15 protein-coding genes and 1 riboswitch are annotated in these 17,442 nt (G+C 62.7%); of the genes, 6 read left to right on the plus strand and 9 right to left on the minus strand.

The features are described from left to right. The first annotated feature begins 276 nt into the window (after positions 1 to 276). Complete coding sequence (locus M2343_RS11800) at positions 277 to 891, plus strand: DUF3237 family protein (RefSeq protein WP_264576814.1); 615 nt, start codon at positions 277 to 279, stop codon at positions 889 to 891. Positions 892 to 1,096: 205 nt separating this feature from the next. Here M2343_RS11800 and M2343_RS11805 read toward each other — a convergent pair whose 3' ends face one another. After that, positions 1,097 to 2,092, minus strand: coding sequence for a dienelactone hydrolase family protein (locus M2343_RS11805; RefSeq protein WP_264576815.1), 996 nt, complete (start codon positions 2,090 to 2,092; stop codon positions 1,097 to 1,099). A 279-nt stretch (positions 2,093 to 2,371) separates the two neighbouring features. Beyond that, on the minus strand, positions 2,372 to 3,271 hold the full coding sequence (locus M2343_RS11810; RefSeq protein ID WP_264577553.1) for a LysR family transcriptional regulator: 900 nt from the start codon (positions 3,269 to 3,271) through the stop codon (positions 2,372 to 2,374). A gap of 135 nt (positions 3,272 to 3,406) precedes the next feature. Between M2343_RS11810 and M2343_RS11815 the strand changes: the two genes are divergently transcribed. Both M2343_RS11815 and M2343_RS11820 read left to right on the plus strand, forming a co-directional pair. Then, positions 3,407 to 3,736, plus strand: a complete 330-nt coding sequence (locus tag M2343_RS11815; RefSeq protein ID WP_264576816.1) for a nuclear transport factor 2 family protein — start codon at positions 3,407 to 3,409, stop codon at positions 3,734 to 3,736. Continuing rightward, positions 3,733 to 4,512: an SDR family oxidoreductase gene (locus tag M2343_RS11820; protein ID WP_264576817.1), complete on the plus strand. Its 780-nt coding sequence runs from the start codon at positions 3,733 to 3,735 to the stop codon at positions 4,510 to 4,512. Before M2343_RS11815 ends, M2343_RS11820 begins: the two co-directional genes overlap by 4 nt. Before the next feature lie 700 nt (positions 4,513 to 5,212). On the opposite strand, the gene M2343_RS11825 is transcribed toward M2343_RS11820, so the two are convergent. The 7 genes from M2343_RS11825 to M2343_RS11855 all read right to left on the minus strand — a co-directional run bounded on the left by M2343_RS11825 (position 5,213) and on the right by M2343_RS11855 (position 13,143). Next, the gene (locus tag M2343_RS11825) at positions 5,213 to 6,142 is read right to left on the minus strand and encodes a DUF4402 domain-containing protein (protein ID WP_264576818.1); all 930 of its coding nucleotides are present in this window, start codon (positions 6,140 to 6,142) and stop codon (positions 5,213 to 5,215) included. A gap of 131 nt (positions 6,143 to 6,273) precedes the next feature. After that, positions 6,274 to 8,925, minus strand: coding sequence for a hypothetical protein (locus M2343_RS11830; protein WP_264576819.1), 2,652 nt, complete (start codon positions 8,923 to 8,925; stop codon positions 6,274 to 6,276). A 16-nt stretch (positions 8,926 to 8,941) separates the two neighbouring features. Then, the gene (locus tag M2343_RS11835; protein ID WP_264603893.1) at positions 8,942 to 9,931 is read right to left on the minus strand and encodes a hypothetical protein; all 990 of its coding nucleotides are present in this window, start codon (positions 9,929 to 9,931) and stop codon (positions 8,942 to 8,944) included. Then, the gene (locus M2343_RS11840; RefSeq protein WP_264576821.1) at positions 9,924 to 10,496 is read right to left on the minus strand and encodes a hypothetical protein; all 573 of its coding nucleotides are present in this window, start codon (positions 10,494 to 10,496) and stop codon (positions 9,924 to 9,926) included. Before M2343_RS11840 ends, M2343_RS11835 begins: the two co-directional genes overlap by 8 nt. A 19-nt stretch (positions 10,497 to 10,515) precedes the next feature. Next, positions 10,516 to 11,073, minus strand: a complete 558-nt coding sequence (locus M2343_RS11845; protein WP_264576822.1) for a DUF4402 domain-containing protein — start codon at positions 11,071 to 11,073, stop codon at positions 10,516 to 10,518. 235 nt (positions 11,074 to 11,308) lie between these two features. Continuing rightward, positions 11,309 to 11,385: riboswitch (cyclic di-GMP riboswitch) on the minus strand. A gap of 475 nt (positions 11,386 to 11,860) precedes the next feature. Further along, positions 11,861 to 12,922 carry an FAD-dependent monooxygenase gene (locus tag M2343_RS11850; protein WP_264576823.1) on the minus strand — a complete coding sequence of 354 codons (1,062 nt, stop codon included), beginning with the start codon at positions 12,920 to 12,922 and terminating at the stop codon, positions 11,861 to 11,863. 20 nt (positions 12,923 to 12,942) lie between these two features. Continuing rightward, entirely contained in the window at positions 12,943 to 13,143 is a 201-nt protein-coding gene (locus tag M2343_RS11855) for a hypothetical protein (RefSeq protein ID WP_181561543.1), read from the minus strand. 294 nt (positions 13,144 to 13,437) lie between these two features. Between M2343_RS11855 and glpD the strand changes: the two genes are divergently transcribed. Genes glpD through glpK form a run of 3 tightly spaced genes read left to right on the plus strand, consistent with a single transcriptional unit; the run spans position 13,438 to position 17,347 of the window. After that, entirely contained in the window at positions 13,438 to 14,955 is a 1,518-nt protein-coding gene (gene glpD, locus M2343_RS11860) for a glycerol-3-phosphate dehydrogenase (RefSeq protein ID WP_264576824.1), read from the plus strand. 28 nt (positions 14,956 to 14,983) lie between these two features. Continuing rightward, positions 14,984 to 15,820, plus strand: coding sequence for an MIP/aquaporin family protein (locus tag M2343_RS11865; protein WP_264576825.1), 837 nt, complete (start codon positions 14,984 to 14,986; stop codon positions 15,818 to 15,820). Positions 15,821 to 15,859: 39 nt separating this feature from the next. Further along, positions 15,860 to 17,347, plus strand: coding sequence for a glycerol kinase GlpK (gene glpK / locus M2343_RS11870; protein WP_264576826.1), 1,488 nt, complete (start codon positions 15,860 to 15,862; stop codon positions 17,345 to 17,347). Positions 17,348 to 17,442 lie beyond the last annotated feature (95 nt).

A 17,442-nucleotide genomic window follows, 5' to 3' on the forward strand; every position in this document is an offset into this window, starting at 1 on the left:
CCCCGCGTTCGTCACGCTCTAAGAAGATTGGAATATGGGCTCTTAATAGCCGTTTTCCGCGGCGCGCGGCTGTCCGTGCAGGAACCAGACACGAAATTGGAGCCATCATGCCGTGGGTAAGACGGCAATCTTGCCAATGATCTGTTTTTTTGCGACCAAGCTCCGCCTCACCGGTCCCCGACTGGTGTTTATGGTCTGACAATTCTGCGGCACCCGTGTTTCTGCATCCCCATCGTCAGCCTGCGAGAGCCTTCGGGCGATAGAGAGGAAGTCTATATGAGTAATGAGTCATTTTCGCGCCGCAGCTTGTTGTCTGCCGGCATCGGCGCTGCTGGTGTCGCCACTGCATTCCCGGCCATGGCCGCTGCCCAAACGAGCGCAGCGGCCGCGCGGCAGCAGCAGATCTCCGACATGACCGGAAAGGCGCTGACGCCGCCGAGCTTCGAATTCGCATTCGAAATCAAGATCGAGCTGGGCAAGCGCCTGCGTTACGGCCCGACCTTCTGGGGCATGGATCGCGGCTATGTTGGTGTTCTCGGCGGCACCGTGAAAGGCCCCAAGCTGAACGGCAAGATCATCCCGCACAGCGGTGGCGATTGGCCGACGGTGAAACCGGACAACACGGTGCGGTTCGACGCCCGCTACCTGATCGAGGCCGATGACGGCACCATCATCGAGCTGCACAACACCGGCGTTCGCTATGGCAGCAAAGAGGTGCTGGAACGGATGCGCAAATATGAGCCCGTCGATCCTTCCGAATATTATATGGGCCTTACCCCGCGCTTCGATGCGCCGGTTGGCCCGCACGACTGGCTGAGCCGCACGATTTTCGTCGGCAAGGCGGACCGCCGTGAGTCTCAATCCATCTTCACTTATTGGGCGATGGTGTAACGAGGCGCCGCTGCTCCCGGGGGGCATCGGCTGATGCCGTCGCGCCCCCCGGGGGACGGCCATTCTTAGCTATCGCGCCAGATGGCGAGATGCTCGGGATCAATCTCCTTCCAGGTGGAACCGGGATAAAAAATAGCGGCTCCTCGTCATATAAGAGGAGCCGCTGTTTGGCAGCCTATCGGCACGGACTGATGATCCGTCCCGCCTAGGGAATATCATGTCGCGCCAGCGTCCACTTGCTGTCACTGCAAAGCGTACAATCCGCGCCCCGGAACACCTGGGCCGCCTTCTGGTCGCCCTGTAATTGCCATTGCAGCCAGGCTGCGGTCACCCGGCTATATTCGTCTTCATCCTGCGCCCCCCAATATTGCGCGGTATGCCCCACGCCGCTGCGATAGGCCCACACCGCTGGCACAGAGCGCAACCGGCTGAAATCATCCTTGCTGTTCGCATGGGCGCCATCGGATGGATCGCCGCTGAAATAGGCGATGGGCACTTTGACTCGCGCCAGATCGGCTTTGGTCACGCGCGCACCCGGCAGACCGCCCGGACCGGTGGACCAAACCCCGCTGTTGAGGATGACCGCTGTCGTCACCCGAGGATCGGCCACCGTCACCGCCAGCGCCTGCAGCCCGCCACAGGAATGGCCCATCACCGCAACATGGCGCGTGTCGACCCGCTTGAAATAGGCGCTGCCGCGACGCTGGCTCTCCGCCGCAGCCCAATCGATCGCCCTGCTCAGTTCCACGGATTCGGAAGGGCCAGGCGCGTTGAAATCGATCGGGCCCGTCGGCATGTAGGGCTCGGCATCATGATCCGTCTCGTATCGCGCATCGCCGATCTGCCCGACCGCAATCACCAAAAAGCCCCGCGATGCGATATCCGTCAGGAACCTGCGGTAGCGATTGCCCACCGCCGCGCAGCCGCCATTCCCCCAGGCGACGATCGGCATACGGCCTTTGACGCCCTCAGGGCGGTAAATGACGTGGTTGGGCAAGCTCGGCACCATCTCCATCGTCACCTTGAACGGCCCGGTACGCGGCAAAAGCCTGACCGATTCAACAGGTGCCGCCCCAGCCGGGGCCGCGATAAGTGGAGCGGTCCAGTTCAGGCCGGCCGCGGCCACCGCGATCAGCGCATATCCCCCGATGCGGGGGCCAAGCGACTTCAAGCTGATGTTAAGCGACAGTTTTCCAGACATTTGATGCGGTCCTTCCTGGGGCAGGCGCACGGCTGCCTGCGATTCACATCATGGGTACACAGCCCCTTGTTAGAGCCGCTTTCTGAAATTTCTCAGATGAAAGCAAGGAGAGCACCGTGATATGCGATCAAAGGTCAGACAATTTTTCGCCACTCACAGGGCGGCCGCGAGGAGATCAAGATGTTCACGGTCCGCTCGGTCATGTTCTTCTTCCCTTTGGCATCGGGCGATGTCCCTCGACCGGTCGATGACACCACCCAACCATGCTCGGCTCGCATGTCAGAGGTCATGTGCGCACTTGCGTGCCAAATCGACAAAAGCCTTGAATGCGGCAGATGGATTGCGCCGGCTGGGATAGTAGAGGGCAAGCGGCGCGATGGGTGAGGTCCAATCTTGGAGGACCTGCACCAGGCGTCCATCGGCAAGTTCCTGCCTGACGTCGGACTCCATGAAGAAGCCAATCCCGACCCCGTTCAACACGGCCGTGCGGGACAGGCTGGCTTCATCCAGAGTGATCGGACCCTTGACATCCAACTGAACGGATTGCCCGTTTTTCTCGAAATGCCAGCGGAACAGCGCGCCATTGGGTAGCCTGACGCGAAGACATTGATGGGAATGCAAGTCGGCTGGAACTTGGGGCTTGCCCTGCTTTTCAAAATAGTCCGGCGTGGCGACAACGGCGAAGTGACGGGAAGCGCCAAGAGGCACGGCGATCATGTCGCTGGGAACCAGGTCCGCAGATCGAACGCCGAGATCGAAGCCTTCACCGACGATATCGACCAGCCGCCCCTCCGTGACGAGGTCGATGTGAACCTGCGGATAGCGGCGCAGAAACGGAAGCACGAGCGGAACCATGATCTCCCGTGCCGCTGTCGGAAACGCGTTGATCCGCAAGGTTCCCGACGGCACGTCCTGCTGCGATCGCACGGTCTCCATCGCCTCATGGATCTCCTGCAACGCAGGCCCCATCCGGGCGACGAAGGTGTGCCCTGCATCGGTCAGCGAGACGCTCCGGGTCGTTCGGTTGAAGAGGCGCACACCAAGCTGACGCTCCAGCTTTCCGATGGCGTTGCTCAACGCAGTCGTGGACGTGCCAAGATCAATCGCGGCTGCGCGAAATGATCCCCTGCGCACGATCGCCACCACCGCGTCGAGTTCGGTCAGACTATGACGTTTCATTGTCCCGATAATCGCAATACTGCATCCCACTTTATCCCGATTTTCGCGCGCCCGGTCCAACGCTAAATTGGTGTTCTCCGCACACAAATAGATGACCACCCGGTCATCCCAGCTTGCGGCAGGAATGGAGGACCTATGACGATCGACTTGCCCGACGCCATCGCCAGCTATTTTACGGCCGATGAAACCAAAAGTGCCGAGCGCGTGGCGCAGCGCTTCACAGAAGCAGCTATCGTGACAGACGAAGGGGAAACCTATAGCGGACGCGAAGCGATTCAGGCTTGGAAGGCCTCTTCCTCTACAAAATACAGCTACACCGTCGAGCCATTATCGATCACGGCAGACGGCGACCGGCTGGTGGTGACCAGTCATCTGGAAGGCAACTTCCCGGGAAGCCCGGTGGACCTGCGTTATATCTTCGTCCTGGACGGCGAGAAGATCGCGGCTTTGGAGATCGTCCTGTGAGCCCGTTTCTCACGCTCCAGGGCAAGCGGGCCCTGATCACCTCCGGGACCCGGGGTGCCGGAGCGGCAACGGTCCGTCTCTTTCGTGACCTGGGGGCCCAGATCCTGACCACGGCGCGGACCAAGCCAAGTGGCATCGCGGATGAAGAATTCGTCGCCGCCGATCTGACCACTTTGGCAGGATGCGCGCAAGTCGCGGCAGCGGTTCGAGAGCGCGTGGCTGGCGTGGACATCATCGTCCACATGCTGGGCGGCTCATCGTCTCCTGCAGGCGGCTTCGCAGGCCTTGGCGAAGAGCAATGGCAGAAGGAGCTCGACATCAACCTCATGCCGGCGATCCGGCTCGATCGGGAGCTGGTGCCGGACATGGTCTCTCGCGGAAGCGGCGTCGTGATCCACGTGACCTCGATCCAGCGCGAAATGCCCCTGCCGGACTCGACAACCGCCTACGCCGCCGCCAAAGCGGCGCTATCGACGTACAGCAAGGCGCTCTCGAAAGAGATATCGCCCAAAGGTGTGCGGGTGATGCGTGTTTCTCCCGGCTGGATCGAGACGGAAGCATCGATCGAACTCGCCAGCCGGCTAGCGGCCGATCATGGCGGCGACGTGGAGCGGGGCAAGAAGATGATCATGGACGCGCTGGGCGGGATCCCGATCGGCCGGCCGACAAAGCCAGAAGAAATCGCCAACCTCATAGCGTTTCTCGCCTCCGATCGTGCCGGAGCCATTACCGGCACCGAATATGTCATCGACGGCGGAACTGTGCCGACCGTGTGATGCGCCAGCTGCCGGAGGACAGCCCCTGACAGCGGGCTCCACGGACGCGTCGGACCACGCTCTCTCGCCAGACCGATCACCGCCGTATAACGACCGACCGTTTCAGCCCAACCCGCAATTGCAAGCGATGGCTTCGCCCCAAGTCCCGTCATTCACCACCGCCCGCGTCGCACAAACGAACAGCAAGTTTCGACGACGCGGCCGAACTAGCCTTCCGGCTTCAACAGTCGCATCCGAAACATCATTGGCGCGCCGGAATGCTTTCCGACGACCTCGTCATAGCGATCGTGATTGCAGTCTATCCTCGGCGCTGCTTCGACGCCTGCCCATGCGGTCGCAGCAGGCCAGGATGCGGATCTTTTGATCCTTCGCTTCGGCGTTCTGGCAGCCGATTGCATCATGCCTGATCCCGATCCTGTTCGCCTTGTGCTTGGACGGGCCAGAGCCGAGCATGTCGAATGTCTGCTCATCGGCGGTCGCCCCATCGTTCAGGGAGGGCAATGCACCGGGATCGATCTGCGCGCACTAGAAGCGCGCCTCGTCGAGGAAGCGCGAGACGCCTTCGCCCGGTCACCGGCGTCTGAGCGAGACATCGCGCAGGCAAAGTCGGCCATAGGGCGCTACTATTGCTGCGAATAGATACATCGATGCTGGTTCAAGCGAGCCCTGCGGCAGCTTCCGAGGCGCAACAGGACGCTCGTCAATTATAGCTCACCGTAACGGCAAAGCTGCCGGCGTAATCTCCCGAGGCTGTGCTACTCGGCACCGTGAGAGTACCCCCTACGCCCAACGTGAGGGAGCCCGACGTATTCAGTGTCTGTGCGCCGCTCGCGGATGGAGAAAGTGCAACGCTGAGCGTGCCCCCGCCGCTCCCGCTCATCGTCAGGCTGCCCGGCGTCGTGACCGTGATCGCCGTGCTTGCCTGTCCGCCAATGGAAAACTGCGCGCGACCGCTGGTGAGGCCGGGAAGCAGGACGGGGCTTCCCGTTCCGATGGACCGGGCGCCATTCACGTTGCTGATCGAGACAGTGCCGCTGCCGCTCGCAGGCGGCCGGATCGCGCCGAACGCCAGATCGCTGCTCTTGGTGAGGGTCAGCGACTTGCGAATGGTCGCGATTGCGTTTCGGGAAAGCGAGGATGCGGAGGGGATTGTCGGCGATTTCGCGACGCCCACGCCCCATGAGGCTGACGCGCTCGTACTGGTAGAGGCATTATCGCCAAGAATCGGCAGGGTCATTCCAACGAGGAAGGTTCGGCTGCTCGTTGAGGAAAAGCCGGTCAGGGGAAAGGTGATCGAGCCATCGGGATTCGTGGTGACAGCGCCCACCGTTCCAGTGCCGGAAGCCACGGTGAAGTTCTTCACTTTCTGAGCCCGGCCACTGATCGTCGTCAGCGAAAAGAGGCGGACGATCGCGGTCGCGCTCGTGCACGCGCTGCCGCCCGAGCACCGGATGGTGACGGTGGCGGCCGACTTGGTGCCCGAGGCGATATTTCCCCCGCTGCCCGCCGCCGAGGAGACCGCGCCGCTCGTCGTAATGGCGAAGTCGGTGTTGCCGCTCGCCGCCGCCGCCACATTGCCGAAGTTCGGCGTGTTCGTTGTGATAGTGTTGACTGTGAAAGACTGGGCCAACGCCGGCCCTTGTGGAAGCGCCATCCAGAGCATTGCCGCACAAGTCGCTGCCAGTGTGCGCAGCCGCCGCACCGGCGCCGGCTGTCTGGTGGACCAAGCGCTGCGCGCCGCCCCAGATGCGGTCGCATGTCTCAATGCCTTGTCCCTTCGAAAATGACGGTTGCGCTCGCGTCCGGAGCCATGCCTCCCGCTTCCGGAATGGTGACGGAGACCGGCGCGGCCATGGCCATGCCCAGCCGCCCGGCCTGCTCGCGATCGAGTTGCAGATCATAGGTGCCAGGAGGCAGGCTCTCGAAATAAATGCTGCCGTCGAACTCGGAAACCGCCTCCTTCCGCGTGCCATCCTCACCCACAAGCGCAGCGCGCACGGACGACAGGCCCACGAGCTTGCCAGTCGGTTGCCGCAAGACGATGTGGACAAGCGCTTCCCCTACCGGCTTGAACGGATAAGCCAGCACCGCCACCTTGCCCCGGACGGGCGCAAATTCCACAATTTGGGGAGGGACGGCGACATATGGCAAATCCACATCATCCAGCCCTATCGTGACTCGGGCGGAGGGGCCATATCCCAGGCCGGTCACCAGCGCTCGGCCGTTCGCGTCGGTGACTTCCTCCCTGGTCCCGCCTTTCAGCTTGAGCCCGGATACAGGCAATTCGCCCGGATCTCGTCGACCGTTGCCATCGGAATCGAAGAAACTTTCGAACGCCAGATTCCCACCCGATGCCGCCCCGGAGCGCCGCACAGCATAGCGCCTGCTCAATGGATTGGGTGCCAGACTGAAGCTTAGCTGGATGCCGACGCTCCAGTCCCCTCGGGGTCTGGAATAATCCGCGCTGAAGGTAAGATCGGCTATCGGCAAGCGGACACTCAATCCCGCTTCCGCCGTCGTATCCCAGGTCGTTACAAATGATTGTCCGGCCGCGAGCCGCAGGGAGGAGCCTTCTCCCACGCTTCGGTCGACTGCCAGGTTGAAGGATCGGGCCTGAGGAGAGGGCTGCACATCATAGTCAAAGCCGCCCCGAACTTGCCAGTCATAGCCCGGATTGAAAGAAGCCGAGATATTCCCGGTCAATCGGTTCTGAGCCCCTGGTCCGGTCACGCGGTTATAATCCCAGCTGGCAGAGACCAGCGCACGGGCAATCGGAAGCGACATGCTCAATGTCCCATAGACGGCGCTCTGTCCGTCCACATAGGCGTCTTGACCGATCCGCAAGGCCACCGGAATGATCGAGCGGTTTCCGGCCTTCAAGCCAAAGTCGAAAGTTGCTTCGGTTCCAGATCGCAGAGCGCGCCCGTCACCACCATGGGGGGCGGCGTCATCGACAAAGCCATTTCGGAATTCGGCGCGTCGTATCGTCGATGCGATCCCGAACGGCTTGCCAGCGATGCCCACAGCAGCAGCATATCCGCTCAGACTGTCTCGCGCTGCATCGCCCTGAACAGCCAAGCCGAATACCGAACCTCGCACGCCGGCCGAGAGGAGGAAGCGCGCGGCATCCTGCGTGGGCGAGTAGCGCGCGAGACCGACCGCGCCTGTCCAGCGCTCGGAAAAGCCGTACAGCACATTCAGCGTACCGACGAGCCGCCCAGCGCCCACGGATGGCTCCTGCGAGCCGTCGAAGCCAATGAGGGTCTTGCCCTGCTCGCCAATGCCGAAGTCGATGATCATTTCTCCGGGAGCGGCCTGTCCGCTGCCGACGGAAATGACCCGGGTGGTCTCGGTCCGGCTGCCATTGGGGCCATAATCCACAATGCGGATGACATTGAGGCCACGAACCAGCGGGACATCGTCAAATTCGTAGCGTCCTTCGACCGCCGTCGACTGCGCACCGCTCAGGATGTCGTTCACATAAATCTGGACGTCATGCCCACGCGGGAGTTCGCCGCGAATATCGACACGTTCGAAGATGCTCGCCTGCTCCAAAGGCCGGGTTGAAAACGCAAAGCCACGCGCGGCAACACTTCTGGGGCCCAGTGCGAGGGCCGGCAGGAATGTATCGCCCAAGGAAGCACTGGTCGCCTGCAGGGGGCCCAGCAAGCCACCCTTCGGCTCACGCCGCTCAAGAAGCGACCGCGCCAGAGCTGGCTTCCCACGATCGTCGGACGCGAGATAACCTTGAAATCCGGCGTTCAAGAATGCGGCCGAAGCCCGCACGTCGAACCGCCTTTGAAAGGGTTGCCCCCGCGTATCGGAACCCACATCCGTGGTTACATCGAAGGCGGGAAAAGACAGCATGCCAGCTGGCGCCGCCACCGAAAGAACTGGCTCCAGGACGGGCCCAGAATGTGCGATGTTATTTCCCTGCGCCATCCGCTCAGCCCGCATCTGAACGGGCAGCTTTTCTCGAGCCTCGAGATTGAGCGTCAATTCCGACACATCCAATGTCATTCGAACCGGGAGCAGCCGTTCCATCAGGGAAACGGTCAGGTAGATGTCGCCGCTGTCTTGCAGCGCGTCACCCGGCTTCAGAATGATGCGCGCCGTGCCCGCCCGCGCCTCACCCAACGCAATATCAAGGAAGATGGACTGGCGAGCCTGGCCCACCTGCCCCGTCAATCTCCCATCTGCCGGTGAAACCTGAACATCCAGATCGAGAAGGCGCGTCAGCGCACCGACGGGGATGAGAACGATATCGTCGCCCACCTGAAGTGCGGGAAGCGCATCCGATAAAGATGCCCGGTCAAGGACAACCTCAAGCAGCAAAAGTTGATTATCGTCAGCGGCCAGTTCGCCGCTGTCCGCCCAAAGAGGATTAGGCTGAGCAGTGGCGATCATGAGCATCAGTCCAATCCACAGGCTACGGCAAGGAGATCTGGCTCTGCGCAAGTATCTTCCCCGGAGCTGTGTCTTGGTCGGTGAACACGACGCTGATTTGTTCGCCTCGCTGCGGATGAGAGCGCAGAGCGATCTTCACCTGTCGCCGCTCTATCTCAGGATAGACACCGATCCCGCGCACGACACCTAAGGGTTCGTCCTCACGGCGCGCCTTCGCCTTCCGGATTTCGATATCGCCGAAAAGGGAGTTCGGCCCACGCCTCACAAGATCAAAAGTGACGACCGGCGTAGGGCTGTTCAGCTCAGACCCCGGCCCAGGGCTCTCCATCGTGAACCGTGTGTTTTCGATCGCGGCCTCAACCTGGGGCGTGCCGATGCGCACGATCACAGGGATGGAAATCCCAAGAACAGATGCGATGCGGAACGAAACAGCACCGGGCTCAGCATTCGCAGCCTGATCGGCGGTTAGGCCCGTGTCAGGTGGCGGCACCGCCGTCACCGTCAGATGCGTGCGATATTCGCCGGCGGGCCAGTCGCCGGTGCCACCTGCACGAAGACGGATTGTCTGCCCCGTCCCCGGCTTGAGCAGCACGCGCCTGGGCGTCACCAGCATCATGGAACGCGCGGATTGAAGCTTGGCACTGAGGTCTCTCACCTCCGGCGCGCCGTCTGCTTCATCCGTCGGGCGGATCTGGCCGGTGGGCAACATGACCCGGTCGACAAAGCTGATGTCATATACCCCGGCGGCGGTGCCCTGGTTGAAGAGGAATATGCTCGCCGTCCGCCCCAGCCGATCAAAGGTGATCCGCTTTGGATTGATGTTAAGGCTGGCGCTTCCGCCGGCCTGCTCTGTCGTCGCAGGCTGGGCAGAAGAGGAAGTGCAAAAAGCGGATGGGAAGGCGCCAGCGACCAACGCGATAGCGACAGCGATGCTCTTGCGTTGGTTCGCAGATCGCGTGAGACGCTTCACGACGCCTGGGGGAGCCATCACCGGCGTCTCTCGCTCATTCATATTGCGCCAGGACCAGCAAAGGTCCGCCGTCGGGCCCGTAGCTGTCGCGCAGCGCTTTCAAAAGAAATGGAGGAACAGACAGAAGGCCATCGCCGCTCAGCCGGCCCATAAGGACATCCTCGAACCCCGAGGGACCGGCTTCAAAGGACGGGAAATTATCATCGCTCAGCGTCGCAATCGGTACCCTGAGCGAACCCGTTGCGCCTGGCTGGACGAATGCTTGTGAGACCAGGAGCGAAAACGTCTGGTTGCTGCCCCCGGCGATTTGAATAGGAGCGGCCATGGAAAGCCCGGCGTTTTGGTCGCTCTCGTTTGACTGCGGCCCTGGCGACAAGATCATGACCCGGAGGCTCGACTGAAGAACCAGCACCGGCTGCAGGACAATGTCCTTCGCCGATTGCCTGATCGAAGCCGGCTCCACGATCGAAACCTGGCCTTTCGCGGTCGCTTCAGCCGCGTTCACCTGTGAGGCTGGAAGCGCCGCGCAAAGGCACAGCGCTCCCAGCGCAGGAGCGGTCGCCCGCAACAGGCGCACTCCCATCCGGATGGATGATGAGACCGTCACGAGACGCTCCTGTCACAGGTCAGTTGTAGGCGACGGTCGCCGTGAAGCTGCCCGAGTAATTGCCAGAGGCCTGCGTATTGGGCAGGGAGAAGCTACCGCCGACGCCGAAGGTCGCTGTGCCAGCTGTGCCGATGGAACTGGACAATGTGCCTGTTGCGGCGCTCGGCGTTAGCGTCACTGTGATCGTGCCGCCGGGCGTACCGGTCATGGAGAAGCTGGCGGGCACCGAAATCGAGAAGGTCTGCCCCCCTTCACCTGAGACAGTATAGGCTGCGCGCGACGTCGTGCCGCCAGCGGCAACGGCGTCGCCGGAACCAGACAGGCTGCGGTTGCCCGTCGAGGCATCGACAGTGACCGTGTTGGTCCCTGCTACCGAGGGTTTCACGATCGTGCCGAACGCAAGGTCGCTGGTTTTTGCGATCGAAATCGGCTGAACAATCCGGGCTGTACCCGTGGTCGACACAGATGCTGAGGACTGAGCGTAGCTTGCCGCCGGGATGAAACCCAGAAGCGCAATTGTCGCGATAGACTTCAAGTTCACGAACATGAGGATGTCTTTCTCTTTCTTGATATGCACATGAATTTAATCGGAAAATATTAGACCCCGCGCGCCTTGGAGGCCCTCGGGCGACTGCGTTTCGCGGAGCTTTGGATTGCAAGCGGGTGCATCTGGCGAGCCAGTCGCAAGCAACTGGATCACGTGATGATCGGTACGGGCGCTCGCTGACCGTCGCCAAAGACGGCCCCTTGCCCGACGAGGGCGGAAAGGATCTGGAATGCGCGAGGACGACAGGTCCACAATAGTTCTCCGTTTCGGTAACCCCGCTATCCCTGTGAGGGACCGGAGGCTTTGCGTCCCATCGTCGCCGATGGTTTGCCGTTTCGACCGAGAATCTCGGGCGCTATTAGGTAAATTTTGATTTAACTATTATACGCTACACAGTCAACGCCTATCTGGTGAACGACCAGAGGGAGAATTGTGCGACTACTCCCATGTTGAACCGCAGATCGAGTAGCTCGATTAGGAGCGCGTTTGTTTTCAATGAAATAAACGCGGGGTTTGAATCATCAGAGCCTAAGCAACACGCCAAGAACTTCGCGGACTGAAGCGAACCGACGATGCGGTTAGCTCGCGCCAAACCGAATTCCATGAGGATGTATTTCGTTGCCGTCGCTAGGATCCTGATGACTTGCACATCCGGGCTAAATGCCAAGGCCCGTCTCGCGAAAAACGCCGCCGCTCCCCCCGCTTCGCTTGTCAGGGCGTGGAGCGCGCGACGCGGCCAAGCGTCGGTCCTCGTTTGAGCGTTTGCGGGGTGGGGTGCGGCCTCAGGATGTCGGCGCAATGCCGGAGACCAACCGCCTCAACCGGCAGAGCGAACGAAGTTCTGGCTGATCTGCTGGCCAGACCGGGCTAGTCTGCGCACCTCGGGTAGCCGGGACACTTCATATCGCGTGAGGGCGGCATTCGGGTCGGCCTGCAGGGCCGCCGGGTCGAGCCAGCGCGCGAGGGCGAGAGCATCTTGCGCGGCGGTTGCGAAGCCATTGCCCGTCATCGGCGTGCAGACATGGGCGGCGTCGCCAACCAGACACATCCGGCCGGCGACGAGGCGGTCGGGACAATATTCCACGACCGGTGTGCCGAGCACCGCTTTACGGGCGATGCATTCGAGGATCGCGTCGCGCCAGGGCGATGGCCAGTGCCGGCGCGCCAAGGCGGCCAACTCGTCGAACAGCGCATCCGGCATGCCGCTCGGGCGCAGCGAATGCCGCACCAGCGAGCCCTCGACGGCGCCTGTGCTGCGGAGGATTGCGTTATGTCCGGCGTCGTACCAGCCCCAGCCGACCCGGCGGCGGCCGCGCTCCGGACTGCCATCGGCGGCGGTCAGCGGAAAGCCGAGAAGCACATAGGGCCCGGACTCGAGAAACTCCAGATTGGGCGGATAGCGGACAGACAGCGCCGACTCTTCGGCAAAGCCGACCCAGGCCAGATACTCCGCGAAGACGGCATCCGGACGCTCCGGACTGACCTGCCGCCGCACAACGCTCTGATAGCCGTCCGCGCCGACCAGCACCTTGCCGTCGAACCGCCGACCATCGGCGGTCCTTGCCCAGGCCCGATCCTCCGCCTCTCCCGTCGCTTCGACGCGGGCGTTCTGCAGGACCACAATGCCGGCCTCGTCCGCCGCTGCGCGCAGACCGCGATAGACCGATTGCCATGCCTGAACGCCCGTCGCGAGCGCGCCCGTAGCGTGAGGACGCCCGGTCAACTGCTCGAGCAAGCCATAGCCGACCTGCAGCGCGGCCCCGGTCCGGTCCGTATCGGTCGAGCGCTCCAGCAGCGTGATCGAGAAGCCATGCCGCGACAAGGCGAGGCCGGTCATGAGGCCAGCGAGCGAGCCGCCGACGATCAGAATGTCGCTCATCCGCTCCGGGCCCGACGACATCAGCTTTTCGGCGTCACCCAGACCTCGACGGGGGCGACGAACTTGCCGGGCGCTGGTTTGCCGACCTGGACGCGATCGATCGTCACCAGCTCGCCGCTTTCCAGATTAAAGCTGGCCCAGGGCTTGGGCATGCGACCGAAGGTCATTTTCTGAACGGGCTGGCCGGTGGCCGAATTCATGATGGTTGCGATGACACTCATGGCCCAGCCGATAGCCATCACGGCGTGCTTCGGTCCAGTGATATTGATAGCCTGCCGACGCCGCGCGGGTACATCCGACGGGGTTCGTTTGAAATTTCGCTTTTCCGTGCGCTGATAGGTCCCGTATCTCGCGCCGACCCCGTCGTCCGGCTAAGCTAACGGGAAACTCGCTAGCCAATATAGTCTTGCGAGCGAAATTCGCTCGCGCCGGCGCCCGACCATCTATCCATCTCAAAATAACGAAAGATACGAAAGCATTTGACTTTCGTTAGTTAGTGCTGCGAAAGTCGCTTCATGGCTATTGAGTATGATGTTCTGGTCGTTGGGGGAGGCATAAACGGCGCTGCGATTGCGCGCGATGCGGCGGGCCGTAGCGCGCGTGTCATGCTCGTCGAGCAGGACGATCTCGCCGCGCACACCTCCTCGGCCAGCACCAAGCTCATTCACGGCGGGCTGCGCTATCTCGAGCAATATGAGTTCCGGCTGGTCGCCAAGGCCCTGGCGGAGCGGGAACGGCTGATGCGTGCGGCGCCGCACCTCATCCGCCCGCTGGAGTTCGTTTTGCCCCATGATCGCGGCATGCGCCCCATGTGGATGATGCGCATCGGCCTGTTTCTCTATGATCGGCTGGGCGGGCGCAGCAGCCTGCCCCACTCCCGGGCGATCAGGCTGGCCGGGGATGGCTATGGCAGCGCCATTCAATCTCGATTTGGCCGCGGCTATGTCTATGCCGATTGCTGGGGCGACGACAGCCGCCTCGTCGTCGCCAACGCGCAGGATGCCGCCGAGCATGGCGCGACGATCCTCACCCACACAAAATGCCTCGCCGCACAAAGGGATCAGCATGGCTGGCGCGTGTCCTTGCAGGGCACTGACGGCACGCCGTTCTCCGTGACGGCGCATGTGCTCGTCAATGCCACCGGCTCCTGGGCCGCTGATTTTCTGCCCGAGCGGGCGGGCATCACAGGCGCGGGCACATTGCGGCTGATCAAGGGCAGCCACATCGTCACCCGCAAGCTGTACGAGGGCGACCATGCCTATATCCTGCAGAATCCGGACAATCGCATCGTCTTTGCCATTCCCTATGAAAACGACTTCACGCTGATCGGTACGACGGATGTGGAGTGGCAGGGCGCGCCGGACGTCGTGACGATCGATGCGGCGGAAACGGATTATCTCTGCGACTCCGTCAACCGCTGGTTCGCCACGCAGATCACGCCGCAGGATGTGATGTGGAGTTTCGCCGGCGTGCGCCCGCTCTATGACGACGCGACGACCAACGCGTCGGAGATCAGTCGCGACTACGTCCTCTCGCTGGATCATGCCGGGGGCGCGGCGCCGGTGATGAGCGTTTTTGGCGGCAAGATCACCACGCACCGCGCGCTGGCCGAAGAGGTGATGGACAAGCTCGCCCGGCACCTTCCGAGCCAGCGACCGGCCTGGACAGCCGCCGCTCCGCTGCCCGGCGGCGATCTGGGTACGGGAGGGCTGGATGGCCTCACTGCCGACCTGCGGGAAAAGTTTGCTTTTCTCGGCGAAACCACCATCCGCCGCCTGGCGGAGAGCTATGGCTCACGCATCTTCAAGCTGCTCGCAGGCGTGAAGACGGCCGACGATCTCGGGCAGCATTTCGGCGCCGGGCTCACCCAAGCCGAAGTGGATTATCTTCTCGCGCATGAATGGGCACGCTCGGTCGACGATATTGTCTGGCGTCGATCGAAACTTGGGCTGCATCTGCGCAGGGAAGAGGTGGCGGTGCTGGAAGCCTATCTCGCGAACCATGCGAGGGTGGACGTCAACGCCGTCGGATAAATGACAATCGATAAACGTGGAGGGGCCAATGTCACCGGGGAAGGCATTTATTGGAGAACTGATCTCCGAATGCATTGCAGTGTTCATCATCATCACCATCGGCTGTTCTGCCGCCGCGATGTATTTTCTCTATGATCCAAGCCCTTACAGCACAGCCTATTTCGGGGTGTGCATCACCTGGGGCCTTGCCGTCACCATCGCCATCTATGTGACGGGCGCCGTCTCCGGCACGCACGCCAACCCGGCAGTCACCCTCGCGCTCATGATCTATCGCGGCTTCCCCGGGCGCAAGGTCGTGCCGTTCTGGCTGGCGCAAATCCTCGGCGCGTTTCTGGGTGCCGCCGTGGTCTACATGATGTTCTCGCCGGTGATCGACGCGTTCAACGCGACGCAGGGGGTGGAGCGGGCGGCCGGTGGCGGCGCCGGCGTGTTCTTCACCGCGCCGGGCGCGCACATCACACCGATCCGGGCGTTCTTCAACGAGATCGTGCTGACCGGCTTCCTGCTGCTCGGCATCTTCGCGATCACTGAGGAATATAACACGCAGGCGCCCGAGGCCAATTCGAGCGCGCTCATCATCGGCCTGCTGGTTGCCATGATCGGCGGCGGCGCGGGATATCTGGAAGGGTGGCCGATCAACCCCGCGCGTGATCTTGGTCCCCGCATCTTCGGCTATCTGGCGGGCTGGGGCGAATCCGCCTTCCCCGGGCCGGGCAATTACTGGTGGGTGCCCATCGCCGGCCCGTTCTGCGGCGGCGTGCTGGGCGCCAGCGTCTATCATTGGCTGATCCGGCCGTTCCTGCCCGCACGCCACAAGCGCGCCTTGCAGGAGACGATCCCCGCCGAGGCAGACGCGGCCAACTGACAATCGCGCCGCGCAGCCGGCGACCACAGGAGAGCAATCATGGCCCAGCCACCCTATATTCTCGCGATCGACCAGGGCACGACCTCGACGCGGTGCATCCTGTTCGATGCCGCCGCCAATCCGGTCGCCACGACGCAGCGCGAATTCAAGCAGCATTATCCCAATCTCGGCTGGGTAGAGCATGATCCCGAGGACATCTGGACCGACACCGTCGCCATGATGCAGGATGTGGTGGCCAAGGCCGACGTCGATGTCGCGGATGTCGCCGCGATCGGCATCACCAACCAGCGGGAGACCGTCGTGGTGTGGGATCGGGCGACCGGCAAGCCCATTCACAACGCGATCGTCTGGCAGGACCGACGGACCGCAGACGAATGCGCGCGGCTGAAGGACAGCGGCGCCGAAGAGATGGTCACCGCGAAGACCGGGCTGCTGATCGACCCTTATTTTTCGGCGACCAAGGCCGCGTGGATATTGGACAATGTCGCGGGCGCCCGCGCTGCCGCCGAGCGCGGCGAGTTGGCCTTCGGCACGATCGACAGCTTCCTGCTCTGGCGGCTGACGGGCGGCGCGGTCCACGCAACCGACCCCACCAATGCAGGCCGCACGCTGCTGTTCAACATCATGGACCAGGCCTGGGACAAGGAGTTGCTCAGCCTCTTCCGCGTGCCCGCCGCGATGCTGCCGGAGGTTCGGGACAATAGCTGCATCTTCGGCCAGTGCGATGCCGACATTCTCGGCAAGGCCATCCCGGTCGCGGGGATGATCGGCGATCAGCAGTCCGCGCTCTTCGGTCAGGGCTGCTTCCGCACCGGCATGGCGAAATCAACCTATGGCACAGGCTGCTTCGCGCTCATGAACATCGGCACGGAGCCCGTGCTCTCGAAGACGCGCATGCTAACCACCCCGGCCTATCGCTTGGCCGGAACGACGACCTATGCGCTGGAAGGCTCGATCTTCGTCGCCGGCGCGGCGGTCAAATGGCTGCGCGACGGGCTCAAGATCATCACCCATGCCTCGGAAACGGACGGCATGGCCACCCGCGTGCCGGACAGTCATGGCGTCTACATGGTGCCCGCCTTTGTCGGCCTGGGCGCGCCATATTGGGATCCGCACGCGCGGGGGCTGATCTGCGGCCTCACGCTGGATGCGACGGACGCGCACCTGGCCCGCGCCGCGCTGGAATCGGTCGCCTACCAGACCATGGACCTGATCGACGCCATGAAGGCCGATGTCGGCGAAGGCGAAACCGCCTTGCGGGTCGATGGCGGCATGGCTGTCAACGACTGGCTCTGCCAGTTCCTCTCCGACGTCCTGGTCGCGCCGGTCGAGCGGCCCGCAATTGTCGAGACGACGGCACTGGGCGCGGCGTTCATGGCCGGGTTGGCGACCGGCGTCTGGAGCGGTCTGGATGATCTCGACCGGATCTGGACCCGCGAACGGCGCTTCGAGCCGAAGATGCCAGAAACGACCCGATCGGCCGCCGTCGATGGTTGGCGCAAGGCGGTCGAACGCGCCATTTCCTGAGCCGCGCTTTCCCACCGCTGCTCCATCGCAAGAAGGGCCGGCCGCCCAGCCATTACAGCCTGCCCATGATGCCGCGCGCCCGGATGCAAGGACGC

Origin of the sequence: Sphingobium sp. B8D3B, assembly GCF_025961875.1 — a bacterium.
Classification (GTDB): Bacteria; Pseudomonadota; Alphaproteobacteria; order Sphingomonadales; family Sphingomonadaceae; genus Sphingobium.